The sequence below is a fragment of the Oxalobacter aliiformigenes genome (genome assembly GCF_027116575.1).
Lineage (GTDB): Bacteria > Pseudomonadota > Gammaproteobacteria > Burkholderiales > Burkholderiaceae_D > Oxalobacter > Oxalobacter aliiformigenes.
Window position 1 is genome coordinate 445,084 of the sequence record NZ_CP098252.1, and the last position, 21,401, is coordinate 466,484.

The following is a 21,401-nucleotide window of genomic DNA, read 5'->3' on the forward strand; positions in this document are numbered from 1 at the left end:
ATGATCCGATCGCCGGAACATTACAAGACCAAAAGTTTAGCATAGCCACTTTTTTTCTGCGCTGAAAACGGAAGCCGCGTTTCCGGTGCAAAAATTCCGGTTTGGATTCAACAGTGAAAGCCGACATTGAGTAAACAGATACCTTACGATAAAGAGGAACTGGCAGCATGGGTCCGTCTGGTCCTGACTCCGGGAATCGGCATTCGTACCGCCCATAAGATGCTTGTGGCCTACGGTTTGCCCCAGAATATTTTCATGGCATCCTATCAGGAATTGCAACGTATCGTGTCTCCGCAAATAGCGGATGCCATTTGCGCACCGCTTTCGGAAACCATCCGGGAGCAGATCGGAAAGACGGAAAGGTGGCTTGACGAACCGGGAAATACCATTCTGACATTGGCGGACAGCCGTTATCCCGGATCGTTGCTTGAAATACCTGATCCACCTCTTATGCTCTATGTCAAGGGAAGGGTGGAGTTGCTTTCGAAACCGTCAATTGCCATTGTCGGCAGCCGCAATGCCACGGCACAGGGGTGTATCGATGCAGAAAAATTCGGTTGTTCTCTTTCCGATGCCGGTCTGACGATCATTTCCGGACTGGCACTCGGAATTGATGCGGCGGCGCATCGGGGCGGGCTGAAAGGGAGCGGATCGACTGTCGCTGTTATCGGTACAGGAGCCGATATCATATATCCGGCAAGAAACAGGGAGCTGGCGCATCAAATCGCACGAGAAGGATGTATAGTCAGTGAATTCCCGCTCGGAACCGGGCCGCTGGCCTCGAATTTTCCCAGACGAAACCGTGTAATCAGCGGTTTGTCGGGAGGTATACTGGTTGTCGAAGCGGCAGCGAGATCCGGCTCATTGATCACTGCACGGACAGCGATCGATCAGGGGCGTGATGTTTTTGCCATTCCCGGTTCCATCCATTCTCCCTTGTCGAGAGGGTGTCATGCGTTGATCCGGCAGGGAGCCAAACTGGTTGAGACATCTCAAGACATTCTGGAGGAATTGAAACACTATAACCTTGTTGCCAATTCGCAGGCAGATCGTCGTGAACCTGAAAGCGCGGCATTGACGGAAGATATTGTCTCCCGGATAGGATTTGATCCGGTGGATACCGATACCTTGTGCGAGCGATGCAGGCTGGATGCCGCGACATTGAATGTCGAATTGCTCAAACTGGAGCTGGCCGGTGAAATCGAATGCCTGCCGGGAGGGTTGTATCGCAGGCTGGTATCTTCCGTCTGAATAGATCAGTTGCCGAATTGAAGGGAAACATGTCAAACGGATCCGGTGTTGGTAAAAAATGAAATTTGCCATTTTCTTTTCCAGACATTGAATCGTTTGCTTGCAGAGGGTGGCCTTCTCACATTATCATTTTCCGCTCTGTATCCGGATATGTTTCTGTTAGATAAAAAAGTATTGCCGGTTTCGATTTCCTTTTGTACTTCGTTTTTATGACCAAAACACTCATCATTGCCGAAAAACCGTCTGTCGCGAACGACATTGCGAAAAGTCTCGGCGGATTTACCAAAGAGGGTGATTATTTCGAGTCGGAGCAGTATGTGCTGACTTCGGCCGTCGGTCATCTTCTGGAAATCAAGGCACCGGAGGAGTATGAGGTCAAACGCGGCAAATGGAGTTTTGCCAATTTGCCTGTTATTCCTCCCGATTTCGCCCTGGAACCGATTGCCAAGACGGAATCGCGTCTCAAACTGCTGAATAAACTGATTCGCAGAAAGGATATCTCGACTATCGTCAATGCGTGTGATGCCGGTCGTGAAGGAGAACTGATTTTCCGGCTGATTGCGCAATATACGAAAGCCAAACAGCCTATCAAGCGTTTGTGGCTCCAGTCGATGACTCCAGCGGCTATTCGCGACGGTTTCAAGCATTTGCGTGACGATGAGGAAATGTTGCCACTTGCCAGAGCAGCAAGAAGCCGTTCGGAAGCCGACTGGCTGATCGGTATCAACGGCACGCGGGCCATGACGGCTTTCAACTCGAAAGAAGGCGGTTTTTTTCTGACAACGGTAGGCAGGGTCCAGACACCGACGCTTTCGATCGTTGTCCAGCGAGAAGAAAAAATCAAGAATTTTGTTCCCCGGGATTATTGGGAAGTCAGGGCCGAGTTTGTTTGTGCAGGAGGGGTTTATGAAGGCAAATGGCTGGATGCTGATTTCAAAAAGGATGAGGCGGATCCTGAAAAGAGAGCGGAACGCCTGTGGAGTCGTGCGGCGGCTGATGCCATTGTCGCTGCCTGTCTTGGAAAAAACGGGACAGTGACGGAAGAATCGAAGCCGACAACCTCCATTTCGCCGGCTCTTTTCGATCTGACCAGCTTGCAGCGGGAGGCCAATGCCCGTTTCGGTTTTTCGGCAAAAAATACTCTGGCGCTTGCCCAGGCGTTATACGAAAGGCACAAAGTCCTCACATATCCGAGAACGGATTCACGGCATTTGCCGGAAGATTATCTGCAGACCAGTATGCAAACGCTGGAATGTCTTACCGGAAATGCCGGTTATGAGTCATATGCTTCGCAGATTCTGCAAAACCGTTGGGTTCGTCCGAACAAACGCATATTCGACAATAAAAAAATATCGGATCACTTCGCCATTATTCCGACAACGCAATTACCGAAAAACCTTTCCGAGCCGGAACAAAAACTGTACGATCTTGTTACACGCCGGTTTATGGCCGTATTTTTTCCGGCCGCAGAATTTTTGGTTACTACCCGTTTTACGGAAGTCGCCGGACATCGTTTCAAGAGCGAAGGCCGTGTCATGACCAAACCGGGTTGGCTGGCCGTTTATGGCAGGGAAATACCGGCTTCCGGGAAAAACAGCGATAATGATCGTTTGCTGGTACCGGTTTCTCCCGGTGAAGCCGTTTTGGCGGATAAAGTGCTGGCAGATGAACTGGTTACGAAACCGCCAGCCCGTTATACGGAAGCCACTCTGCTTTCCGCCATGGAAGGTGCCGGCAAACTGGTTGAGGATGAGTTGCGTGAGGCCATGATGGGCAAAGGGCTTGGTACACCGGCTACCCGCGCAGCGATCATTGAAGGTTTGCTGACTGAAAAATATCTCTTGCGGGAAGGGCGCGAACTTATTCCGACACCGAAGGCATTCCAGTTGATGACGTTATTGAAAGGACTGGGGGTCAAGGAATTGACTTTGCCGGAGTTGACCGGTGAATGGGAGTTCAAACTGGCCCAGATGGAAAAGGGACAAATCAGTCGCGAAGAATTCATGCAGCAAATCGCGCAAATGGCCCAGATTATCGTCAAGCGTGCCAAGGAGTATGACGAGGATACGATTCCGGGTGATTATGCGACCTTGAAGACGCCATGTCCGAAGTGTGGTGGCGAGATACGGGAAAATTATCGCCGTTTCGCCTGTATAAAATGTGACTTTTCAATCAGTAAAACTCCCGGGAGCAGACAGTTTTCTGTACCGGAAGTGGAAGAGTTGCTTGAAAATGGCCAGATCGGTCCATTGCAGGGGTTCCGTTCAAAAATGGGACGCCCCTTTGCTGCTATTCTGAAAATTGTTCCGGATGCCGAAAAGGACAATTTCAAGCTTGAATTTGATTTCGGACAGCCTCAGGCGGAAGATGCGGAAGCACTGGATCTTTCGGGCAAAACTCCTGTCGGGAGTTGCCCGAAATGTCATGGCCAGGTTTACGAAGCCGGTCTGTCCTATCTGTGTGAAAATAGCGTGACCAAGCCGAAGACCTGTGATTTCCGAAGCGGGCGTATCATTCTTCAGCAAGAGATCGCACCGGAACAGATGGCAAAACTTTTGAAAGAAGGGCAAACAGATTTGTTGCCGGGATTCGTTTCACAGCGTACACACAGACCATTCAAGGCCTATCTGGCTTTGGGAAAGGATGGAAAGGTCAGTTTCAAATTCGAGGAAACCTCGGCAAAAGCAGCTGCCGCCGTGAAGAAAAAGGCGTCGTCTTCTGCCAGAACAAAAGCCGCGGGTGACAATAAAACAGCAACGCCCCGGAAAACAGCTGCCAGGAAGACAACCGTCCGGAAGACGGCGGTGACGAAAGAAAAAAAGAGGAATAATGGAACTTTTGCTGGTAAAAAAGGAGACCTCAAGCCTCCTTTTTTACATCAGCCTAACGGTGTCCAAGTACGGGATGCGGCTGGTAAGGTTTTTCCAGTTCGGCCATTTCGTCTTCGGATAATTTGACCGTTGTTGCCGAAATGGCTTCATCCAGTTGATACAGTTTCGATGCGCCGACAATCGGAGCGGTGACTCCCTTGTGAAGCAGCCATGCATAAGCGACCTGTGCGTTGGAAAGTCCCTTCTGACCGGCTACTTTGGTCAATGCGTTCACGACGTCGAAGTCGGCTTCAGTATAAAAGACACGTAATGCCATCTCGTCTGTTTTGGCACGAGATGTCGCAGAATTGTTTTTACTGGCATCCCTGTCGTCAGGCTTGCGGTTGCCGGCCAAAAATCCACGGGCCAGCGGGCTCCATGGGATCAGGCCGATCCCCTGATCCTTGCATAACGGTATCATTTCTCTTTCTTCCTCGCGATAAGCCAGGTTGTAGTGATTTTGCATGGAAATGAAACGGGACCAGTTGTTTTCCCTGGCGATCTGCTGGGCCTTGGCGAATTGCCATGCCCACATGCTGGAGGCGCCGATGTAGCGGACCTTGCCGGATCGGACGACATCGTTTAAGGCTTCCATGGTTTCCTCAATTGGCGTGGAAGGATCCCAGCGATGGATCTGATACAAGTCGATGTAATCGGTTCCGAGCCGCTTTAACGAGGCATCGACTGATGCGAAAATGTGTTTTCTGGATAATCCGCTGGTATTGGGGGGAATTCGGGGAGGATGGGCCGATGCCGCGTCAGCGGTAACATCGTTGGAAACATGGAAATAAACTTTTGTCGCTATGACGATTTCGTCCCGTCTGGCATATTCCTTGAGCAACTTTCCGGTAAGCGTTTCCGACAAACCGTTTGAATACGAATTGGCCGTATCAAAAAAATTGATTCCGGCCTCAATCGCTTTCCGGATAAACGGACGGGATGCCGATTTGTCCAGAACCCATGGGCGCCATTTGGGGGAACCGTAAGTCATCATGCCGAGACAGATGCGGGATACTTTCAATCCGCTTGTCCCGAGATTGATGTATTCCATCGTTTATCCTTTCGCTCAGTTATGTTTCTTGGATGTCTTGACCGGTTCAACACCCAGCTGTTTCAGTTTGCGATAGAGATGGGTGCGTTCAAGTCCTGTTTTTTCGGCAACACGCGTCATGCTGCCTCCTTCTTGTGCCAGATGATGTTCGAAATAGATCCGTTCGAACATATCCCTGGCTTCACGCAATGGCAAATCGAACGACAAAAGAGATGTATTGATGACATTCGGGTTATTGACCGTACTGGCGGGTGCCTGAAGTGGAACGCTGCCGGATATGGTGCCCGTTCTTGACTCGTGAATGGCGATATTCTGTTGTGCGACAGTGACCGGAACCGGGCGGTTTTTTTCCTGATTGCGTGCGAGTCCCTGCTGTACGGCCTGAAGCAGTTTTTGCAGGGCGATCGGCTTTTCGAGAAAGTTCATCGCGCCGATACGGGTGGCTTCAACGGCGGTATCTATCGTGGCATGTCCCGACATCATAATGACGGGCATCGTCAGATAGCCGTCTCTCTGCCATTCTTTCAACAGAGTGACACCGTCGGTATCGGGCATCCAGATATCCAGTAAAACCAGATCGGGGGTTTCCGCAGCACGTGCTTCACGTGCCTGCTGTGCATTTTCTGCTGTTTGTACGACGTGCCCTTCATCGGACAGAATTTCCGAAAGAAGTTCACGTATTCCCATTTCATCGTCGACTACCAGAATATTTGCCATATCTTAAAATCTAGAATATTTGTTATTTTGTTTCTAATTTATCCCGTCATTTTCTGACTGGCCGGTGAAGCCAGTTGCAGGAAGAGAATAGAAACTTTTGCTCCATTTGTATCGGTTCGGTTTTGCACGTCAATACGTCCGCCGTGCTCATCAACAATCTTTTTGACCATCGCCATACCCAGGCCGGTACCGCGCTCTTTAGTCGTAATGTAAGGTTCAAAAATGCGTGCCAGTATCTTGTGAGCAAACCCTGGTCCATTATCCATGACAGAAAGTCTAACTGCAATGCAGATTTTGCCTGAAGCGTCCTGATAATTAACTTTTTCGGTAATTAATTCGATGCTCGGGATGTAGTGTTCGCGGTTTTGCACTTCACTGACGGCATCCTGTGCATTTTGCAGCAAATTATGGATAACCTGTCTCAGTTGCGTTTCATCACCCATGATATCCGGCAGATCGGCAGCGAGACAGGTATGGACCGTTTCATGCGAGTCGTTGCCGGAATACAGGTGAACGATTTCTTCTGCCAGCGCATTCAAATCCAGCGGTTTCAGAAAAGCCGGGGGTGTTTTGGCGAAATTCCTGAAATCGTTCACCATCTGTTTCATGGACGTGACCTGATTGACGATCGTGTCGGTACTTTTTTTCAGAATGGCTGCATCCTGCTCGGAAAGTTTTTCGTGCAGCTTCATTTGCAATCTTTCCGCGGAAAGCTGGATAGGCGTAAGCGGATTCTTGATTTCATGCGCCAGTCGTCTGGCGACTTCCCCCCAGGCAATGGAGCGCTGGGCTGAAATGACTTCCGTGATATCGTCGAAAACGACAATGTAACGGTTTTCATTGTTGACCAGATGGGAAGAACCTCGGGCCAGCAGAGTGATATCGGTTTCGTTCGGTATGTCCGGGTTGTGGGGGATTTCGATTTGTTGTTGCCAGTGAAGGTCCCCGGAACCATTGTTTGCTGCAGCCTGTGCCAGAAATTCGGAAAAAGCTTTTGTGATGGCGCTGCAAAAGACGGAAAGGCCCTCGATATCAGACAGTCGTTGTCCGATAAGTGGTGTCAGATCCTGTCTTAAAATCCGCGCTACAGGACTGTTGCATCCGATGAGTTTGAATTCATGATCAAGAACGATGACTCCCGCGGACATGTTTGCAAGAACCGATTCAAGATAAACTTTTGCCGCTTCCAGATCGGCACGGCTTTTTTCTGCCTGTGCACGCGCTTCCGCAAGCTGGTGGGTCATGGCATTGAAGGACTGGGTCAGCGTACCCAGCTCATCATTGCTGGAAACGATCGGTCGGGGAGAGAGATTTCCTTCCGAAACCGCTTTGGTTCCCTGTGCCAGAAGCAGCAGAGGTCTTGCAAGGTTGGATGCGATCTGGAATGCGCTGGCGATGGCACCGAAAATGGCCAGTAGCAGGGTAAGCGACAAAGTGACGATGTATATCTTGCGCAGTCCCGATCTTGAAAGAGACCGGATCTGGTATTCACTGTAGGCGGCCCGTAATGCTTCGGCGTTGTTGGCGACGTTTGCCGGCATTTTCTGCAATAGTTGGAGATAATAGGGTTCGTTTTGCAAAGATACCGACAGACTGTGCACAGGAATTCCGACGATGACACGGATCATCAGATCCGTTTCCTGCCGGTCAATGGTGGAAGGGTCGTCAATTTCACCCTCAATGGCAGAATAAAGCGATGTCATGCGGACCTGATGCAGCATGGCCGCAGATGGAAGTTCGGGAACCAGTGATGTGTTGGTGGTGCCTGAAGTGGCAACAAGATGTCCTTTGCTGTTGACGACAATGGCTTCGATATTGTCGTTATCGTTTCTGAAACGTGTTAACAGGAGCGTCTGTTCGGAAAGGGATTGTCCCGCCAATTCATTGGCAAGACGATTGGCCTGAACGGTCAGTTCTTCTTTCGATGTTTCCAGAATCGACTGTGCCAGTTTGACGCCGGAATCGAGTGCGGATTCCACACGGACATCAAACCAGGATTCGATGGAACGTGATACGAACTGGACGGAAACGACATAAATGACGGCACCGGGCAGAATTCCCATCAGAGCAAACAGAACGACCAGCCGGGTCATCAATTTCGAACCGAATTTCCCGCGTCTGTAACGGTTGATCAGACGGATCAGCATCCAGACAACCAGAATCAGAAGCGAGAACGCGACAAGAATATTCACGCCGACAAGCCATGGATAATTTCTGTCGAAAAATTCGGAATTTTCCGAGGCGGATGCAAGCAGAAAGAGCAGAATGCTCATTATTGCACCGCCAACGATCCACAGATAACGTAAAACGCGAGTCACTTTTTATTTTTCGTAAGGCACATATGAGAATCGTCTCCAGTCGGAGACAAGTCTCCAGTCACGGTTATTTAAGGCGTTTATCTGGAACGGTTTGGGCAACTGCGAGACGTCGAGCATGACTCGTACGGAAACGTTATATTTTTCACCGGCAGACAGATCGGATTTATCCGCTATCGTCCAGCTGGGGGGATAACGGATTGCCGACAATGCATCTTCCAGAGTACTGTAATTTCTTTGCAGGGTACCGGGAATGGATATGCTGTATTGTCGTGTCAGGACATTATAGGAAATCCGGGTCGTTCTTGATTTGGAAACGGGTACCTCGTCGAACCAGAATGTTCTGGGACGGTTGATCTCGATTTCCGTTTTGAAATAAAGCGGAATTCCATGCGAAAGGGTTTCTTCGAGACTGTGATTGAAATCCAGTGAGAAACTGGTCAACAATTTATAGGTATCGTCGGAATACTCGATCTTTGCCGTATTGATCTGAATGTCATCGGCAGCAAAAGACAATACCGGATTCATTGCCATCGTTGCGAAAACAAGAAAGGACAGGAATTGTAGTAATCGGCGTATCACGGCGTCTGACCATAAAATGTATTATTCAGTATATATAATAGCGTGTTATGTTTTTTTAAACAAAGCATAAAACAGGCCATCATGATCGATCAGATCTTTGGCGGTCGGCAAAAGCTGTCCTGGTGCCTCAAGCCTCTGTGCGCCGAAGCGGGCTGAAAATGTTCTGGCCTGTTGTTCCGATTCTTCGGGCCAGATGGAACAGGTAGCCAGTAACAGTTTTCCTCCCGGCTTCAGCATGGACCACAGATTTTCCAGAATCCGCATCGAAAGGGCGGACAGTTCCTGTGAATCCGCAGGTCTTCTCAACCAGCGGATATCAGGGTGACGTCTGATGATACCGGAAGCGGTACAGGGAACATCGGCCAGAATGCAATCGAATGGTTTTTTGTCCCACCAGTCCTGTTTTGTGGCATCCCCCTTTTTCGTTCTGGCTTTCAGACCGAGACGTTCCAGATTCTCGTGGATCATCTGTAAACGCCAGTGATCGCAGTCCAGAGCAAGCAAATCAATATTGGCCATCTCAAGCATATGACCCGATTTGCCTCCCGGTGCAGCGCAGGCGTCCAGTACTTTCATGCCGTTTTCCGGATTCAGCAAAGGAGCGGCCAGCTGGGCGGCAGCATCTTGTACCGAAACCAGACCGTCGTTGAATCCCGGAATTTTGTCGACCGGAACCGGATGGGCCAGTTTTACGGCACAGGGACCGATGGCAACCGCATCAATTCCTGCTGAATTCGCCAGCCTGATATAGGCATCGGTCGAGGATTTTCGCCGGTTGACCCGAAGTGTCAGCGGAGGCGGCATATTTCCGACTTCCAGAATGGATTTCCAGTCGGATGGATAGGCTTCCCGTATGCGGTCGATCCACCAGGCGGGATAATTCCAGCAGGCTTCGGGGCGTTGTCTTGCCGCTTCCAGAAGATCGGTTTGTTCCCGCAAAAAACGTCGCAAGACCGCGTTGACCAGTCCTTTCGCTTTTGAAAGCGTTCGTATTGATGCGGCGGCTTGTACTGCCTGATCAACAACCGTATAAGGTTCGTATCGCAATATGCCGTTTTCCGGCAGCAGCAAGACAAGTGCGCAATGCAACAGATTTTGCAGCAGCAAAGGTTCCGGCAGCTTTCGGGTCAGTTTTTCGGTCAGAAACCGGACGAGTCCGAGATTCCTCAGAACATGATACGAAATATCCTGGATGGCGCCCCGTGTGGAAGGGGAAAAAGCCATTCCGGAAAAGACAGTGGAAAGCGCATGGGGCAGTGACCGGCCGTTGACGACACGGCAGATGACTTCAGCTGTGCAGGCCAGACGAAAGGCGAGAGATTCAGGAACCAGTCCGCTTTGGGCAAGAAAGTTGATTTTACGGTTGACCACACTGGCTCCTGAAAACTTTACGGAAAAACCTTGTTATTGAAGAGAGTTGTCCATGCCGTCCTGGACCTGTTCCGCAGCGCGTATGACGGCACGGGCTTTGTTTTCCGTTTCCTGCAATTCGGATTCAGGTGAGGAATCCGCCACGATTCCGGCTCCGGCACCGACATAGAGCATGTTTTTATAGATGACACCTGTGCGAATAGCGATGGCCAGATCCATTTCTCCGCCGAAAGAAAGATAACCGCAGGCACCGCCGTAAATGCCGCGTTTTACCGGCTCCATTTCGTCGATGATTTCCATGGCGCGGACTTTGGGAGCGCCGGAAAGCGTACCGGCAGGAAAAGTCGCTTTCAGTACATCCAGATTGGACAGACCAGGTTTCAGAAGCCCTTCGACATTGGAAACGATATGCTGGACGTGAGAATATTTTTCGATGGCCATTTTTTCCGTGACTTTGACACTGCCGATTTTGGCAATTCGTCCGATATCGTTACGGGCCAGATCGATCAGCATGACATGTTCGGCGATTTCCTTGGTATCCGAGAGCAGTTCTGATGCGAGCTGACGGTCTTTTTCCGGTGTGGCTCCCCGCGGGCGTGTCCCTGCAAGAGGACGGACAATAACTTTACGCCCCTCAGGGGTATTTTCCTGGCGAACCAGAATTTCCGGCGAGGAACCGATGATGTGAAGGTCATCGAAATGGTAGTAATAAAGATAAGGCGAAGGATTGAGGGCTCTCAAGGAGCGGTAAAGCGATAATGGAGAGTCCGTATAGGGTTTTCTCAGGCGCTGGCTCAAAACGACCTGCATGCAATCGCCATTGGCGATGTATTCCTTTGTTTTCCGGACGGCCGCAAGGAAGTCTTCTTTTCTGAAATCGTGAATGACTTCGGTTCTCCGGCTTCCGTTCATGGCCGGCGCGACAGCCGGCATGTTCAGCATGGCCTTAAGCTCGCGCAGTCTTTGTTTTGCCTGGGAATAGGCTTCAGGACGGTTCGGATCGGCATAGACAATCAGGTAAAGTTTACCTGAAAGATTGTCGATGACGGCCAGCTCTTCCGTCAGCAGGAGCTGGATATCCGGAAATCCGAGATCATCGTCAGGTGCGGTATCTTTCAGTTTCGATTCGATATAACGGATGGTGTCATATCCGAAATATCCGGCCAATCCGCCGCAAAACCGCGGCAGTCCGGGAGTGATGGCCACTTTGAATCTTGACTGGTATTGTGCGATGAAATCGAGCGGATTGCCTTCGTTTGTTTCCGTAACGATGCCGTTTTTGACAATTTCGGTTTTCGTCCCATGTGAACGCAATACAGTCGACGCAGGAAGGCCAATGAAAGAATAACGGCCGAAGCGCTCACCTCCCACTACCGATTCGAGCAGGAATGAATTTTTGCCACCGTGGTTGTGTTGCGTCAGTTTCAGATAAAGCGATAAAGGCGTATCCAGATCGGCAATCGCTTCGATAATCAGTGGAATACGATTGAAGCCCTGATTGGCCAGAGCCTTGAATTCAAGTTCAGTCATGTGTTTCTCCAGTTCGCAGAAGCGAGTAAATTCAGAAAACCGGCCATTTTCAGAAAACGGCCGCAAACTTGGCTAGAAAGATAAAGTTTGCCAGCGTCGCCACAATCCTCCGGAGATAAGTCGGGATTGTGAATACTCGGGTTTTCTGACGAGAAACATGATCGTTAAAATTTCATGAAATAAGGTTGGCTGCTTCCAGCAGACTGGACACAACGGCATCCGGATTCATTTCCTTTACAGGTTTTCCATAATTATAACCATATGGAACCATAAATAGGGAACAACCTGCCGCCCGTGCAGCCTGTGCGTCGTTGACGGAGTCTCCGATAGCGACAGCCTGGTCTGGCCGGCAACCCAGTTTCCTGCAAGCCATCTGCATCGGAAAAGGATCGGGTTTTTTGACGAGAAACGTATCGGAACAGTAGATCAGGTTGAAGTAGGAGTAAAGGCCGTTTTTGGAAAGCAGCGGTTCCGTGAATATGGAAGGCTTGTTGGTCACGCATGCAATGCTGAGGCGTTTGTCTTTCATCTGTTCCAGTCCTTCCCTGACACCCGGGAAAACCGTACTGCGTTCTCCATTGACGATTCTGTAGTGTTTGTAAAACAGCGTCATGGCAATATCCATCGTTTTCCCGACTTCGTCGGATTCAAGATGAACGGAGAGGGTGCTGCGTACCAGATTTTGTGTCCCGCGGCCAACAAACATGCGAATGGCGGATACCTCGACGGGCGGAAGGGCCAGTTCCTGCAACATTCCGTTCAGGGCGACATCAAGGTCGGGGACAGAATCGATCATGGTGCCGTCCAGATCGAGGATGACGACACGGATATCGTTTAACGGTAATTTTCCGGATGGATTTTGCATGGTACGTTCAATCTGAAATGGGGGATATGACGGTATTCAATCTTTCCCGCATCTGACGAATGACGGCAGTGTAGTCGGGTGTGTTGAAAATGGCGGAACCCGAAACGAATGTATCTGCTCCGGCCCGGGCCACTTCGGCAATGTTGTCTGTTTTGATACCACCGTCAACTTCCAGCATGATCTGTTTTCCGGAGGAATTGATCATAGCACGTGCGGTTTCGATTTTTTTCAGGGCATGAGGAATGAATGCCTGGCCACCGAAACCGGGATTGACCGACATGATCAGGATCAAATCGAGTTTGTCCATGACATGAAGCAGATAGTCAAGGGGTGTTGCCGGATTGAAAACCAGACCGGCCTTGCAACCATTGTCATGGATCAATTGCAAGGTGCGGTCAATGTGTTCTGATGCTTCAGGGTGAAAGGAAATGATGTCCGCACCTGCCCTGGCGAAGTCGGGAATGATGCGGTCAACCGGTTTGACCATCAAATGGACATCGATCGGAACATCGACCAGTGGACGGATAGCCGAACATACCATCGGCCCGATAGTCAAATTGGGAACATAATGATTGTCCATGACATCGAAATGGATCATGTCGGCCCCTGCCGCAACGACATTGCGTACTTCATTGCCCAATTGGGCGAAATCTGCGGAAAGAATGCTTGGGGCGATACGATATGTGGTCATGATAAATCGGTATTAACTGGGTAGAAGCCGCTATTTTATACCGGCTGCCTGAAAAAGAACTTTGGCAAGTCGCAAATTCAGTCGTTTTGTACCATCGGATAATGAAATTATTTGAAAAAGAAGAGGATTTTAATGAGTTCTCAAGTATTTGATGTCTCGGTGACGACGAGATACATCGACGACCAGTCCGCGCCTGACAGAGGCAGTTATGTTTTTACCTATTCCGTTACAATCAAAAATACCGGACAGGTCGGTGCGCAGCTGATAGCTCGCCACTGGATCATTACGGATGCAAACAATCATATTGAGGAAATCCGGGGGCTGGGAGTCGTGGGAAGGCAACCGTTGCTGAAACCGGGCGAGGAATTCGAGTATACCAGCGGAACAGCACTCGCGACTCCCCAAGGGTCCATGCAGGGTGAGTTTTTATGTGTTACCGAAAAAGGAGAGCAGTTTCGGGTCTCCATACCGGAATTTGTACTTTCCTTGCCGAGGACGTTACATTAAGGCGTCTTTCAGAAGACCGTACTGTGTTTGTCGGCAAAGAATGGCTTATGATAGCGGGAAACGAGCTTCCGGTTTGAAAGGGGCTATTTCGTTCAACAGATAAACACAGGTAGGTGTCCGGTCATGTTTCATAAACGTTTGTTGTCTTGTTTTTTTCTGATTGGTTTGACAGTCTGGCTTGCCGCATGTACTACCACACCGCCGGTTATCCCTGAGACGGAGCAGATGCCCATGGAAGAACGTCAGCAGGTTTCTTTTTCCGATTTGCCCGGATGGAAAAGCGACAATCTGAAAGACGTTTTGCCGGCGTTTCGGAAATCCTGTCGTGCGATCGGCAAGAAAAAGAATTGGCAAGATGTCTGTGCAAAAGCATATGACATAGATGAGAATGACACCTTTGCCATTCGTTCTTTTTTTGAAACCCATTTCATTCCGTACCGGATCGCTAACGAAAACGGTTCTGAAACCGGACTGGCTACCGGGTATTTCGAACCTCTGTTGAAAGGCAGTCGGGTTCGGAAAGGAAAATTCCGGACAGCTCTGTATCGGCAGCCGGATGATTTGCTGGTCATCGATCTGGCCAGCGTCTATCCGCAATTGAAGGGATTGCGCCTGAGAGGAAAACTGGATGGTAACCGGGTTGTCCCCTATGAAACCCGTGCCGAAATTGAAAAATCGGGAAAACTTGCCGGTCATGAAATAGTATGGGTTGATGATGTTCTTGATGCGTTTTTTCTTGAAATTCAGGGATCGGGACGTGTTTACATTCCGGAATCAGGTGAAACGATCCGACTGGCGTATGCCAATCAGAATGGCCGGCCATACCGTTCCATAGGCCGTTATCTGCTCGACAGGGGTGAACTGAAACCGGGGCAGTCATCGTCACAGCAAATCCGGCAATGGATCAGAAGAAATCCCGAACGGTTAAGAGAGGTCCTTGATTCCAACCCAAGTTATGTGTTTTTCAGGGAAGAACGCATAGACGATCCGTCGGAAGGACCTAAGGGGGCTTTGGGTGTTCCATTGACACCGGAACGCTCGATTGCCATTGATCCGCGCCATATTCCGCTGGGCGCCCCTGTTTTTGTCGATACAACACGACCTTACAGTTCTGTACCCTTGCAAAAACTGATGTTGGCACAAGATACAGGTGGAGCAATCAGAGGCGCGGTCAGAGCGGACTATTTCTGGGGGTTCGGTCCTCAGGCTGGCGAAATGGCGGGAAAAATGAAACAGAAACTCAAAGTCTGGCTGCTTCTTCCGAAACAGCCGGAAAATGACAAATGAAAGGTTGACAGACAGGGCTCAACGATAGACAAGAACCGGAACCTGGGCTGTGGCGAGAACTTTTTGCGTTTCGCTGCCAATGAAGAGTTTGTTCAGACCTTTTCGGCCATTGGATGCCATGAAGATGCAGTCGCAATCGTAATCATTGGACGCACGAACGATCTCTTCATGAGGTTTTGTCGATTGAGCGACGACCGTTTCGCAGGGAACGCCTGCCGCCTGTGCCAGTTCCGCGATGCGGTTTACCCGGGATTGGGCGGAAAGCTGTTCGCGTACCATGTAATCGGATTCTCCCGATTTGGTCAGCGATTCGATTTGATTAAAGGAAAGCGGTTCGGCAACAGAAAAACCGATAATTCGGCAGCCGGGATGTTTCCGGGCAAATTCAATGGCTGCGGTAATCGCTTTTTCGGACAGTACGCTGCCATCGGTAGGGACTAAAATTTTTCTATACATGTTGCCTCCGTTTCTGACGATGTGAAAAGGTTGCCACCAAATGGTGAAAGCCGTCCATGACGTGAGTCAAGATGATTCGTCTGGACAACTTTTGAATGGGATTGTACCGGTTTTTATAAAGGAGATAAAAATGGATAATATTGACGATGTACTGGATCAGATCCATACACATATTGCCAAAACGGATAATATCGATCCGTTCTTGCAGAAAGATTTCCATGAACTGGATAAAAGTATCCGGGCGATGAATGAAGTGAAAAAGAACAATGGTGCGATGGACCTGGCTGAACTGGACAGGCAGGCAAGGCTTCTTGCGGCAAAGTTTGAGACAAAACATCCTCGTATCGGTGAGTTGATCGTTCGGTTATCCGGCATTTTGCAAGGAATGGGGATCTGACGTTTCTGGGGGCGCTTCAACATGCGTCCTTCTGTGTATGTTTTGCCATGCGACTGTTTTTCATCGGACGGCTGGCCGGTTTCATGAGGACAAACCGGACGTTTTTCATCAGGAGCCGGTCGGTTTGTCCCCTGCCGATACAATAGTTATGCACAAAGAACAGTGAAAAATTTTTTTTTTGATAATTTTTTCGCTGTTTTTGTTGTCATTATAAGATATTGTTTTTTAAGGGATATTTTTTTGCTTTTCTGATGAGCATTTTATTGGAAGCCGCGTGAATACTGGGTTGCACGTCTGTCAATAGCTTATTTTCAACATAGTTATCCACAATCTTTGTGGATAGATGAAAAAGACCTTACAAAATCACGTTTTAGCTTTCATATACAGGGTTTACATTAGGTTAATGTCACATCTCATCGTACAGGTGGTTCTTGATACCCCTCTTGACTTTTGCTTTGATTATCGCTATCCCGTGGCATCCGAAGATACGCAGTTGCCACAGGTCGGCCAGCTGATCGTCGTTCCATTCGGTCGCCGTACTGAAGTGGGCCTGGTTGTCGGGATAAAAAATCATAGTGAAGTCAATGAGAAAAAACTGAAAGATGCTCTTTCGCTTGTCGAAGGAGTGCCGCCATTACATCGGGAATGGATTGATTTGTGCCGGTTCGCGGCCAGCTATTATCAGCGTTCACTCGGAGAAGTGGCTTTACCCTCCATTCCAAAAAAGATCCGTCACCTTGGGAAGCTGGCTTTGAAACGTGCGCTGAAATCACTGGATGAAAAAAATGGAAAGTTTTTATCCGAAAGAGAGGAAAAACCCCGGTTACATCAGGCACAACAAAATGCTGTTTCGGCAATCATGCATTCCTGTGGTTTTGCTCCTTATGTTCTGTATGGTGTAACCGGAAGCGGCAAAACCGAAATTTATTTGCATTCAATCGAACAAGTCCTGGATAGATCGCCGGATGCGCAGATTCTGGTTATGGTGCCGGAAATCAATCTGACGCCACAGCTGGAGACATCTGTCTGCAACCGTTTTCCCCATGAAAATATTGCGACATTACATAGCCGCCTGACGGAAAGCGAAAGACTTAAAAACTGGCTGAAAATTGCAAGCGGCAAAGCACGCATTATTCTGGGAACCCGTCTGGCTGTTTTGGCTCCCGCGCCAAAACTGGCGCTGATCATTGTTGATGAAGAACATGACCCATCCTACAAACAACAGGAAGGATTGCGTTATTCCGCGAGAGATCTGGCCGTGTGGCGGGCCAGTCAACTGAAAATACCGGTAGTGCTGGGATCGGCGACTCCTTCGCTTGAAAGCTGGCAGCATGTATTGACCGGACGTTATATCAAACTCGAGTTGCCGGAACGGGCCGTTAAAGATGCCGTTTTGCCAGCCATCAAACTGATCGATACCTCGAAACAGCTTCTGAACAAGGGGCTTTCAGGGGAGTTGATCAATTCGATACAGCGTCGGCTGGAAAAGGGAGAACAATCGCTGCTTTTTTTGAATCGCAGGGGATATGCACCAGTCATTACCTGTGAAGCATGCGGGTGGATCAGTTCCTGTGAACGGTGTACGGCTTATATGGTTTACCATAAATCGCACCGCCTGCTTCGCTGTCATCATTGCGGACTCGAACGTCCGGTTCCTCGTGTATGTCCGGATTGCGGAAATGCCGATTTACAGGCGTTGGGACAGGGTACCCAGCGGGTCGAAGAAGGATTGAAAATCTGTTTTCCGGATGCACGGGTGCTTCGCATCGACGCCGATTCGACAAGCCGCAAGGGCAGCCTGCAACAGGCGCTTTTCAGCATTCACCGGGGTGAGGTTGACATTATCATTGGTACACAAATGATAGCGAAGGGACATGATTTCCGGAATCTTACGCTTGTCGGTGTGCTCAATCCCGATACGGCACTTTTTTCCCATGATTACCGTTCCAGTGAAAGGCTGTTTGCCCTGCTGATGCAGGTTGCCGGTCGTGCCGGGCGCAGCTCGCTCAGGGCGGGAGCGAATCCGAGCGAAGTGCTGGTACAGACGCGTTATCCCATGCATCCCTTGTATCAGGCGACCCTTTCTCATCGCTATGAAAAATATGCCTCGGAATTGCTGGCGGAAAGAAAAAATGCCGGACTGCCACCTTTCGGGTATCAGGTACTTCTTACCGCGGAATCCCGGAAAATCGAAACGGCGCTGGCTTTTTTGCGTGATGCCGCGGCAGATATACCGTGCAAAGATGGAATAATGATCAATGAGCCCATACCCATGGCAATGATGCGCATAGCCAATATGGAACGTGCGCAGTTGCTGATCGAATCAGGTTCGAGAGTCTGTCTCCAGCATATGTTGAGGGAATGGTTGCCTCAACTCAGAAGCCGGAAAACCGGTGTCCGCTGGCAGATTGAAGTGGATCCCCTCTCGATCTGAAAAGTCCCGGATTCTACAGCAGCACAGCACTGTCGCGGATCGGGGTTTCTTCTTTTTTCTGCTTGGCAAGTGGCGCGGGGCCAATCGCTTTTTTCTGGCGAGCCGAACGTTTTGACGCGGATTTCGCCTGAACGAGAGAGGGAGAATGCGATCCGCTGGCGACGGCTTTCAGTTTCCTGTATTCCGTCAGAACCCTGGAGCCGTAACCGCCATCATGGCTCATGGCAGCGGCGCCGACATAACTTTTCAGTGCCAGTTCAATGGAACCTTTCTGTTTGACGTAATCCTTGAGTATCTTGGAACCGACCTTGATGTTGACCACCGGATCAAGAGCGTATTGTATGCCACCATGATCCTCGAACTTGTCTGCATGAACTTTTGACATGACTTGCATGAGTCCTTGCGCGCCGACAGAACTTTCCGCATAGGGATTGAAGCGGGATTCCACAGCCATGACGGCCAGAATCAGATGGGGATCGAGACCCAGTTCGAAAGCGGTTTTGTAAGCTGTCGTGACGAACAGGTTGGATGCTTTGCCGGCGATACGATAACGCTTGGATATCCAGGATGCCACGCGCTGTTTCTGTTTGAGTTCATCCAGTTTGGAATGTTCTTCTGTTTTTTCGGGAATTTCTGCCCCGATCAGGCTGGCTGTTTCAGATGTTGCCACATGTGATGTCGCATGCGCTTCCCGAATAGGAAACGATTCATGGACATTTCTGAAAAGTTCGGGTCTGAAACAAAAAAACAAGGCAACAACCAGCATCAATCCCGTGAAAAACATCCATACCTTGGGATGGGATGTGATAAACAATTTTCTTGAAACGGTCGAAATCAAATGTGATGTCCTGCTTTTTGAATTAAATGAAAAAAACTGTTCAAAAAAAGAATGAAACATGAAACCCTCCCGGATATTGACGATACAACCGCAAGCAGAAGTGTTTCTCCATTGTTGTGTCGTTTGTCCGAAAAATGCCTTGACAAGTCATGATGACGTTGCCGGATGAACTCTGTTGAATTGCCATTTCCTGCGGATGGATTTTTGCAATTCCCGAACCGCAAGGAAGCGCTTTTGCCTATCAGAGAGTTCCTGATGCACCATTTTTAAAACGGAAATTCTTTCCGGATTACAATGACTGGCATCAATTTATTGAATGGTATATTTGGTTACAGATAATTTTTTGTTATCGAGTTGGGCGCATTTTATGTGTGGTTTTATATCAAGTCAATTATAAAGGTGTAGTTTTTCATTTCATTTTGTTATTATGAAATCGGTCTTGCAGAGCTAAATATCTTTTCGAATCAATGACTTGGAAAATATTTGGCCAAGGAAATTTTTGGATTGCCAAAGAGAAAAATAAATGAAATATCGTGACTTAAGAGACTTTGTCGACCAGCTTGCCCAGGAAAAGGATGTGAAGGAAATAGAGATTCCTGTATCCCCTTGTCTGGAGATGACGGAAGTTTCCCGTCGCGTACTCGTGCAGGATGGGCCGGCACTGTTTTTCAAAAATCCGGAAGGGTGTTCCATGCCGGTTTTGACCAATCTTTTTGGCAGTACGCGACGCATTGCCAGAGCAATGGGGAAAGAGACAATCGGCGATTTAAGAAGCATCGGACAGTTCCTCGCTTCCCTGAAGGAACCTGAACAGCCCAAAAATTTTTCTGAAATAGTCGGCATGGGCACCATGCTGAAATCTGTTCTGGATATGCGGCCAAAGGAACGCAAGGACGCTCGCTGCCATGAAATCGTTCTGGAAGGACGTAATGTCGATCTTGATGCGTTACCTGTTCAGACATGTTGGCCGGCAGATGCTGGCCCCCTGATTACATGGGGACTGGTCGTGACAAAGGGGCCATGCCGGAAAAGGCAGAATCTCGGGGTTTACCGACAGCAGGTCATTGGCCCGAACAAGGTCATTATGCGATGGCTGCCGCACAGGGGAGGGGCACAGGATTTCAGGGATCACACGATGGTGAATCGTGGAAAACCCTTTCCTGTCGCCGTTGTGATCGGTGCGGATCCAGCAACCCTGCTGAGTGCGGTCATGCCGATCCCGGATGAATTGTCTGAATATCAGTTCGCCGGGTTGTTGAGAGGGGGGCGTACGGAACTGGTCAAAACGATTGGAAGCGATTTGCTTGTTCCATCAAATGCCGAGATCGTTCTGGAAGGATACATTTTGCCGGATGAAAATCATGGATCGGGATATGAGCATGCACTTGAAGGTCCATTCGGCGATCATACAGGTTATTACAATGAAAAGGACTGGTTTCCCGTCCTGACGGTTGACCGGATTACCATGCGCAGAAATCCGGTCTATCTTTCGACATATACGGGGCGGCCTCCGGATGAACCGTCCATGCTGGGACTGGCTTTGAACGAAGTTTTTATTCCGCTGTTGCAGAAACAGTTTTCTGAAATAATCGATTTTTATCTGCCGGCCGAAACCTGCAGTTACCGGTTTGCCGTTGTCAAGATCAGAAAGGCTTATCCGGGACATGCACGGAGAATCATGTTTGGTGTCTGGAGTTATTTGCGGCAGTTTCTCTATACCAAATTTATTATCGTCGTTGATGAAGACATTGACATCCGTCGGTGGGAAGATGTCCTCTGGGCGATTTCAACCCGTGTCGATCCGGCAAGAGATACGGTTCTGGTAGAAAACACACCGATTGATTATCTGGATTTTGCATCACCTGTCAGTGGTCTGGGGGGCAAGATGGGAATTGATGCCACAGACAAATGGGCAGGCGAGACATGCAGGACGTGGGGGAAAATAATCCGGATGTCAGATGATGTGCAGAAGAAAGTGGATATTATTTGGGAAAAACTGGGACTGTAGTCGGAAAAATAATGGTTTCTTTTGGCACAAATCCTGCTTTGCTGTACAATGCCAGACGGCGGGCCCCTGCGCATTGCGGAATGGTGAATCTGGTCAGGTCGGGAACGAAGCAGCCACAGCCAACCTCCGCGAGTGCCGCAGTCAAGGCTCGCCTTTCCTTTCCGTTTTTCCACATCTTTTTTCATGTCATTCGTCATATTGCGGCGATTGTTTTCCGTACGTATTCATTTT

General features: G+C 49.3%; 17 protein-coding genes and 1 other RNA gene. 8 read left to right on the forward strand and 10 right to left on the reverse strand.

Annotation, left to right across the window (positions count from 1 at the left end; genetic code table 11):
• Positions 1-126 precede the first annotated feature (126 nt).
• The gene (gene dprA, locus NB647_RS02125; protein ID WP_269283922.1) at positions 127-1,251 is read left to right on the forward strand and encodes a DNA-processing protein DprA; all 1,125 of its coding nucleotides are present in this window, start codon (positions 127-129) and stop codon (positions 1,249-1,251) included.
• A gap of 209 nt (positions 1,252-1,460) precedes the next feature.
• Positions 1,461-4,208 carry a DNA topoisomerase III gene (locus NB647_RS02130; RefSeq protein ID WP_269283924.1) on the forward strand — a complete coding sequence of 916 codons (2,748 nt, stop codon included), beginning with the start codon at positions 1,461-1,463 and terminating at the stop codon, positions 4,206-4,208.
• On the opposite strand, the gene NB647_RS02135 is transcribed toward NB647_RS02130, so the two are convergent.
• The 8 genes from NB647_RS02135 to rpe all read right to left on the reverse strand — a co-directional run bounded on the left by NB647_RS02135 (position 4,135) and on the right by rpe (position 13,243).
• Positions 4,135-5,172 (reverse strand): aldo/keto reductase, encoded by a 1,038-nt coding sequence (locus tag NB647_RS02135; RefSeq protein ID WP_269264906.1) that lies wholly within the window; start codon positions 5,170-5,172, stop codon positions 4,135-4,137. The genes NB647_RS02130 and NB647_RS02135 overlap by 74 nt on opposite strands.
• Before the next feature lie 15 nt (positions 5,173-5,187).
• Positions 5,188-5,889, reverse strand: coding sequence for a response regulator (locus NB647_RS02140; RefSeq protein ID WP_269278008.1), 702 nt, complete (start codon positions 5,887-5,889; stop codon positions 5,188-5,190).
• A gap of 38 nt (positions 5,890-5,927) precedes the next feature.
• Positions 5,928-8,207, reverse strand: coding sequence for a sensor histidine kinase (locus tag NB647_RS02145; protein ID WP_269283927.1), 2,280 nt, complete (start codon positions 8,205-8,207; stop codon positions 5,928-5,930).
• Between the two features lie 3 nt (positions 8,208-8,210).
• Positions 8,211-8,738 (reverse strand): DUF4390 domain-containing protein, encoded by a 528-nt coding sequence (locus tag NB647_RS02150; protein ID WP_269264909.1) that lies wholly within the window; start codon positions 8,736-8,738, stop codon positions 8,211-8,213.
• 93 nt (positions 8,739-8,831) lie between these two features.
• Positions 8,832-10,157: a 16S rRNA (cytosine(967)-C(5))-methyltransferase RsmB gene (gene rsmB / locus NB647_RS02155; RefSeq protein ID WP_269283929.1), complete on the reverse strand. Its 1,326-nt coding sequence runs from the start codon at positions 10,155-10,157 to the stop codon at positions 8,832-8,834.
• A 33-nt stretch (positions 10,158-10,190) separates the two neighbouring features.
• Entirely contained in the window at positions 10,191-11,687 is a 1,497-nt protein-coding gene (gene trpE, locus NB647_RS02160; RefSeq protein ID WP_269283931.1) for an anthranilate synthase component I, read from the reverse strand.
• A gap of 172 nt (positions 11,688-11,859) precedes the next feature.
• Complete coding sequence (locus NB647_RS02165) at positions 11,860-12,552, reverse strand: phosphoglycolate phosphatase (protein WP_269283933.1); 693 nt, start codon at positions 12,550-12,552, stop codon at positions 11,860-11,862.
• 7 nt (positions 12,553-12,559) lie between these two features.
• Positions 12,560-13,243, reverse strand: coding sequence for a ribulose-phosphate 3-epimerase (gene rpe / locus NB647_RS02170; RefSeq protein WP_269283936.1), 684 nt, complete (start codon positions 13,241-13,243; stop codon positions 12,560-12,562).
• A gap of 132 nt (positions 13,244-13,375) precedes the next feature.
• Between rpe and apaG the strand changes: the two genes are divergently transcribed.
• On the forward strand, positions 13,376-13,750 hold the full coding sequence (apaG, locus tag NB647_RS02175) for a Co2+/Mg2+ efflux protein ApaG (RefSeq protein ID WP_269264914.1): 375 nt from the start codon (positions 13,376-13,378) through the stop codon (positions 13,748-13,750).
• Between the two features lie 123 nt (positions 13,751-13,873).
• Entirely contained in the window at positions 13,874-15,037 is a 1,164-nt protein-coding gene (gene mltA, locus NB647_RS02180; protein WP_416143573.1) for a murein transglycosylase A, read from the forward strand.
• 18 nt (positions 15,038-15,055) lie between these two features.
• Here mltA and NB647_RS02185 read toward each other — a convergent pair whose 3' ends face one another.
• Positions 15,056-15,493 carry a universal stress protein gene (locus NB647_RS02185; RefSeq protein ID WP_269277985.1) on the reverse strand — a complete coding sequence of 146 codons (438 nt, stop codon included), beginning with the start codon at positions 15,491-15,493 and terminating at the stop codon, positions 15,056-15,058.
• Positions 15,494-15,623: 130 nt separating this feature from the next.
• Between NB647_RS02185 and NB647_RS02190 the strand changes: the two genes are divergently transcribed.
• Both NB647_RS02190 and NB647_RS02195 read left to right on the forward strand, forming a co-directional pair.
• Positions 15,624-15,890, forward strand: a complete 267-nt coding sequence (locus NB647_RS02190) for a DUF4404 family protein (protein ID WP_269283940.1) — start codon at positions 15,624-15,626, stop codon at positions 15,888-15,890.
• Positions 15,891-16,293: 403 nt separating this feature from the next.
• A complete protein-coding gene (locus tag NB647_RS02195; RefSeq protein ID WP_269283942.1) occupies positions 16,294-18,324 on the forward strand; it encodes a primosomal protein N' in 2,031 nt (676 codons plus the stop codon).
• Positions 18,325-18,337: 13 nt separating this feature from the next.
• Here the strand turns inward: NB647_RS02195 and NB647_RS02200 are convergent, their stop codons facing one another.
• Complete coding sequence (locus NB647_RS02200) at positions 18,338-18,994, reverse strand: lytic transglycosylase domain-containing protein (protein WP_416143443.1); 657 nt, start codon at positions 18,992-18,994, stop codon at positions 18,338-18,340.
• A gap of 691 nt (positions 18,995-19,685) precedes the next feature.
• On the opposite strand from NB647_RS02200, the gene NB647_RS02205 reads away from it, so the two are divergent.
• Together NB647_RS02205 and ffs are read left to right on the forward strand one after the other, a co-directional pair.
• Positions 19,686-21,170 carry a UbiD family decarboxylase gene (locus tag NB647_RS02205; protein WP_269283943.1) on the forward strand — a complete coding sequence of 495 codons (1,485 nt, stop codon included), beginning with the start codon at positions 19,686-19,688 and terminating at the stop codon, positions 21,168-21,170.
• A 57-nt stretch (positions 21,171-21,227) separates the two neighbouring features.
• An RNA gene (gene ffs / locus NB647_RS02210) (signal recognition particle sRNA small type) lies at positions 21,228-21,326 on the forward strand.
• Positions 21,327-21,401 lie beyond the last annotated feature (75 nt).

Excerpts from the sequence above, each read along its gene's own strand:
- NB647_RS02130 (WP_269283924.1), top strand. The coding sequence starts at position 1,461 with ATGACCAAAACACTCATCATTGCCGAAAAACCGTCTGTCGCGAACGAC.
- NB647_RS02135 (WP_269264906.1), bottom strand. The coding sequence starts at position 5,172 with ATGGAATACATCAATCTCGGGACAAGCGGATTGAAAGTATCCCGCATC.
- NB647_RS02140 (WP_269278008.1), bottom strand. The coding sequence starts at position 5,889 with ATGGCAAATATTCTGGTAGTCGACGATGAAATGGGAATACGTGAACTT.
- NB647_RS02150 (WP_269264909.1), bottom strand. The coding sequence starts at position 8,738 with ATGGCAATGAATCCGGTATTGTCTTTTGCTGCCGATGACATTCAGATC.
- trpE (WP_269283931.1), bottom strand. The coding sequence starts at position 11,687 with ATGACTGAACTTGAATTCAAGGCTCTGGCCAATCAGGGCTTCAATCGT.
- NB647_RS02165 (WP_269283933.1), bottom strand. The coding sequence starts at position 12,552 with ATGCAAAATCCATCCGGAAAATTACCGTTAAACGATATCCGTGTCGTC.
- rpe (WP_269283936.1), bottom strand. The coding sequence starts at position 13,243 with ATGACCACATATCGTATCGCCCCAAGCATTCTTTCCGCAGATTTCGCC.
- apaG (WP_269264914.1), top strand. The coding sequence starts at position 13,376 with ATGAGTTCTCAAGTATTTGATGTCTCGGTGACGACGAGATACATCGAC.
- mltA (WP_416143573.1), top strand. The coding sequence starts at position 13,874 with ATGTTTCATAAACGTTTGTTGTCTTGTTTTTTTCTGATTGGTTTGACA.
- NB647_RS02185 (WP_269277985.1), bottom strand. The coding sequence starts at position 15,493 with ATGTATAGAAAAATTTTAGTCCCTACCGATGGCAGCGTACTGTCCGAA.
- NB647_RS02190 (WP_269283940.1), top strand. The coding sequence starts at position 15,624 with ATGGATAATATTGACGATGTACTGGATCAGATCCATACACATATTGCC.
- NB647_RS02195 (WP_269283942.1), top strand. The coding sequence starts at position 16,294 with ATGTCACATCTCATCGTACAGGTGGTTCTTGATACCCCTCTTGACTTT.
- NB647_RS02205 (WP_269283943.1), top strand. The coding sequence starts at position 19,686 with ATGAAATATCGTGACTTAAGAGACTTTGTCGACCAGCTTGCCCAGGAA.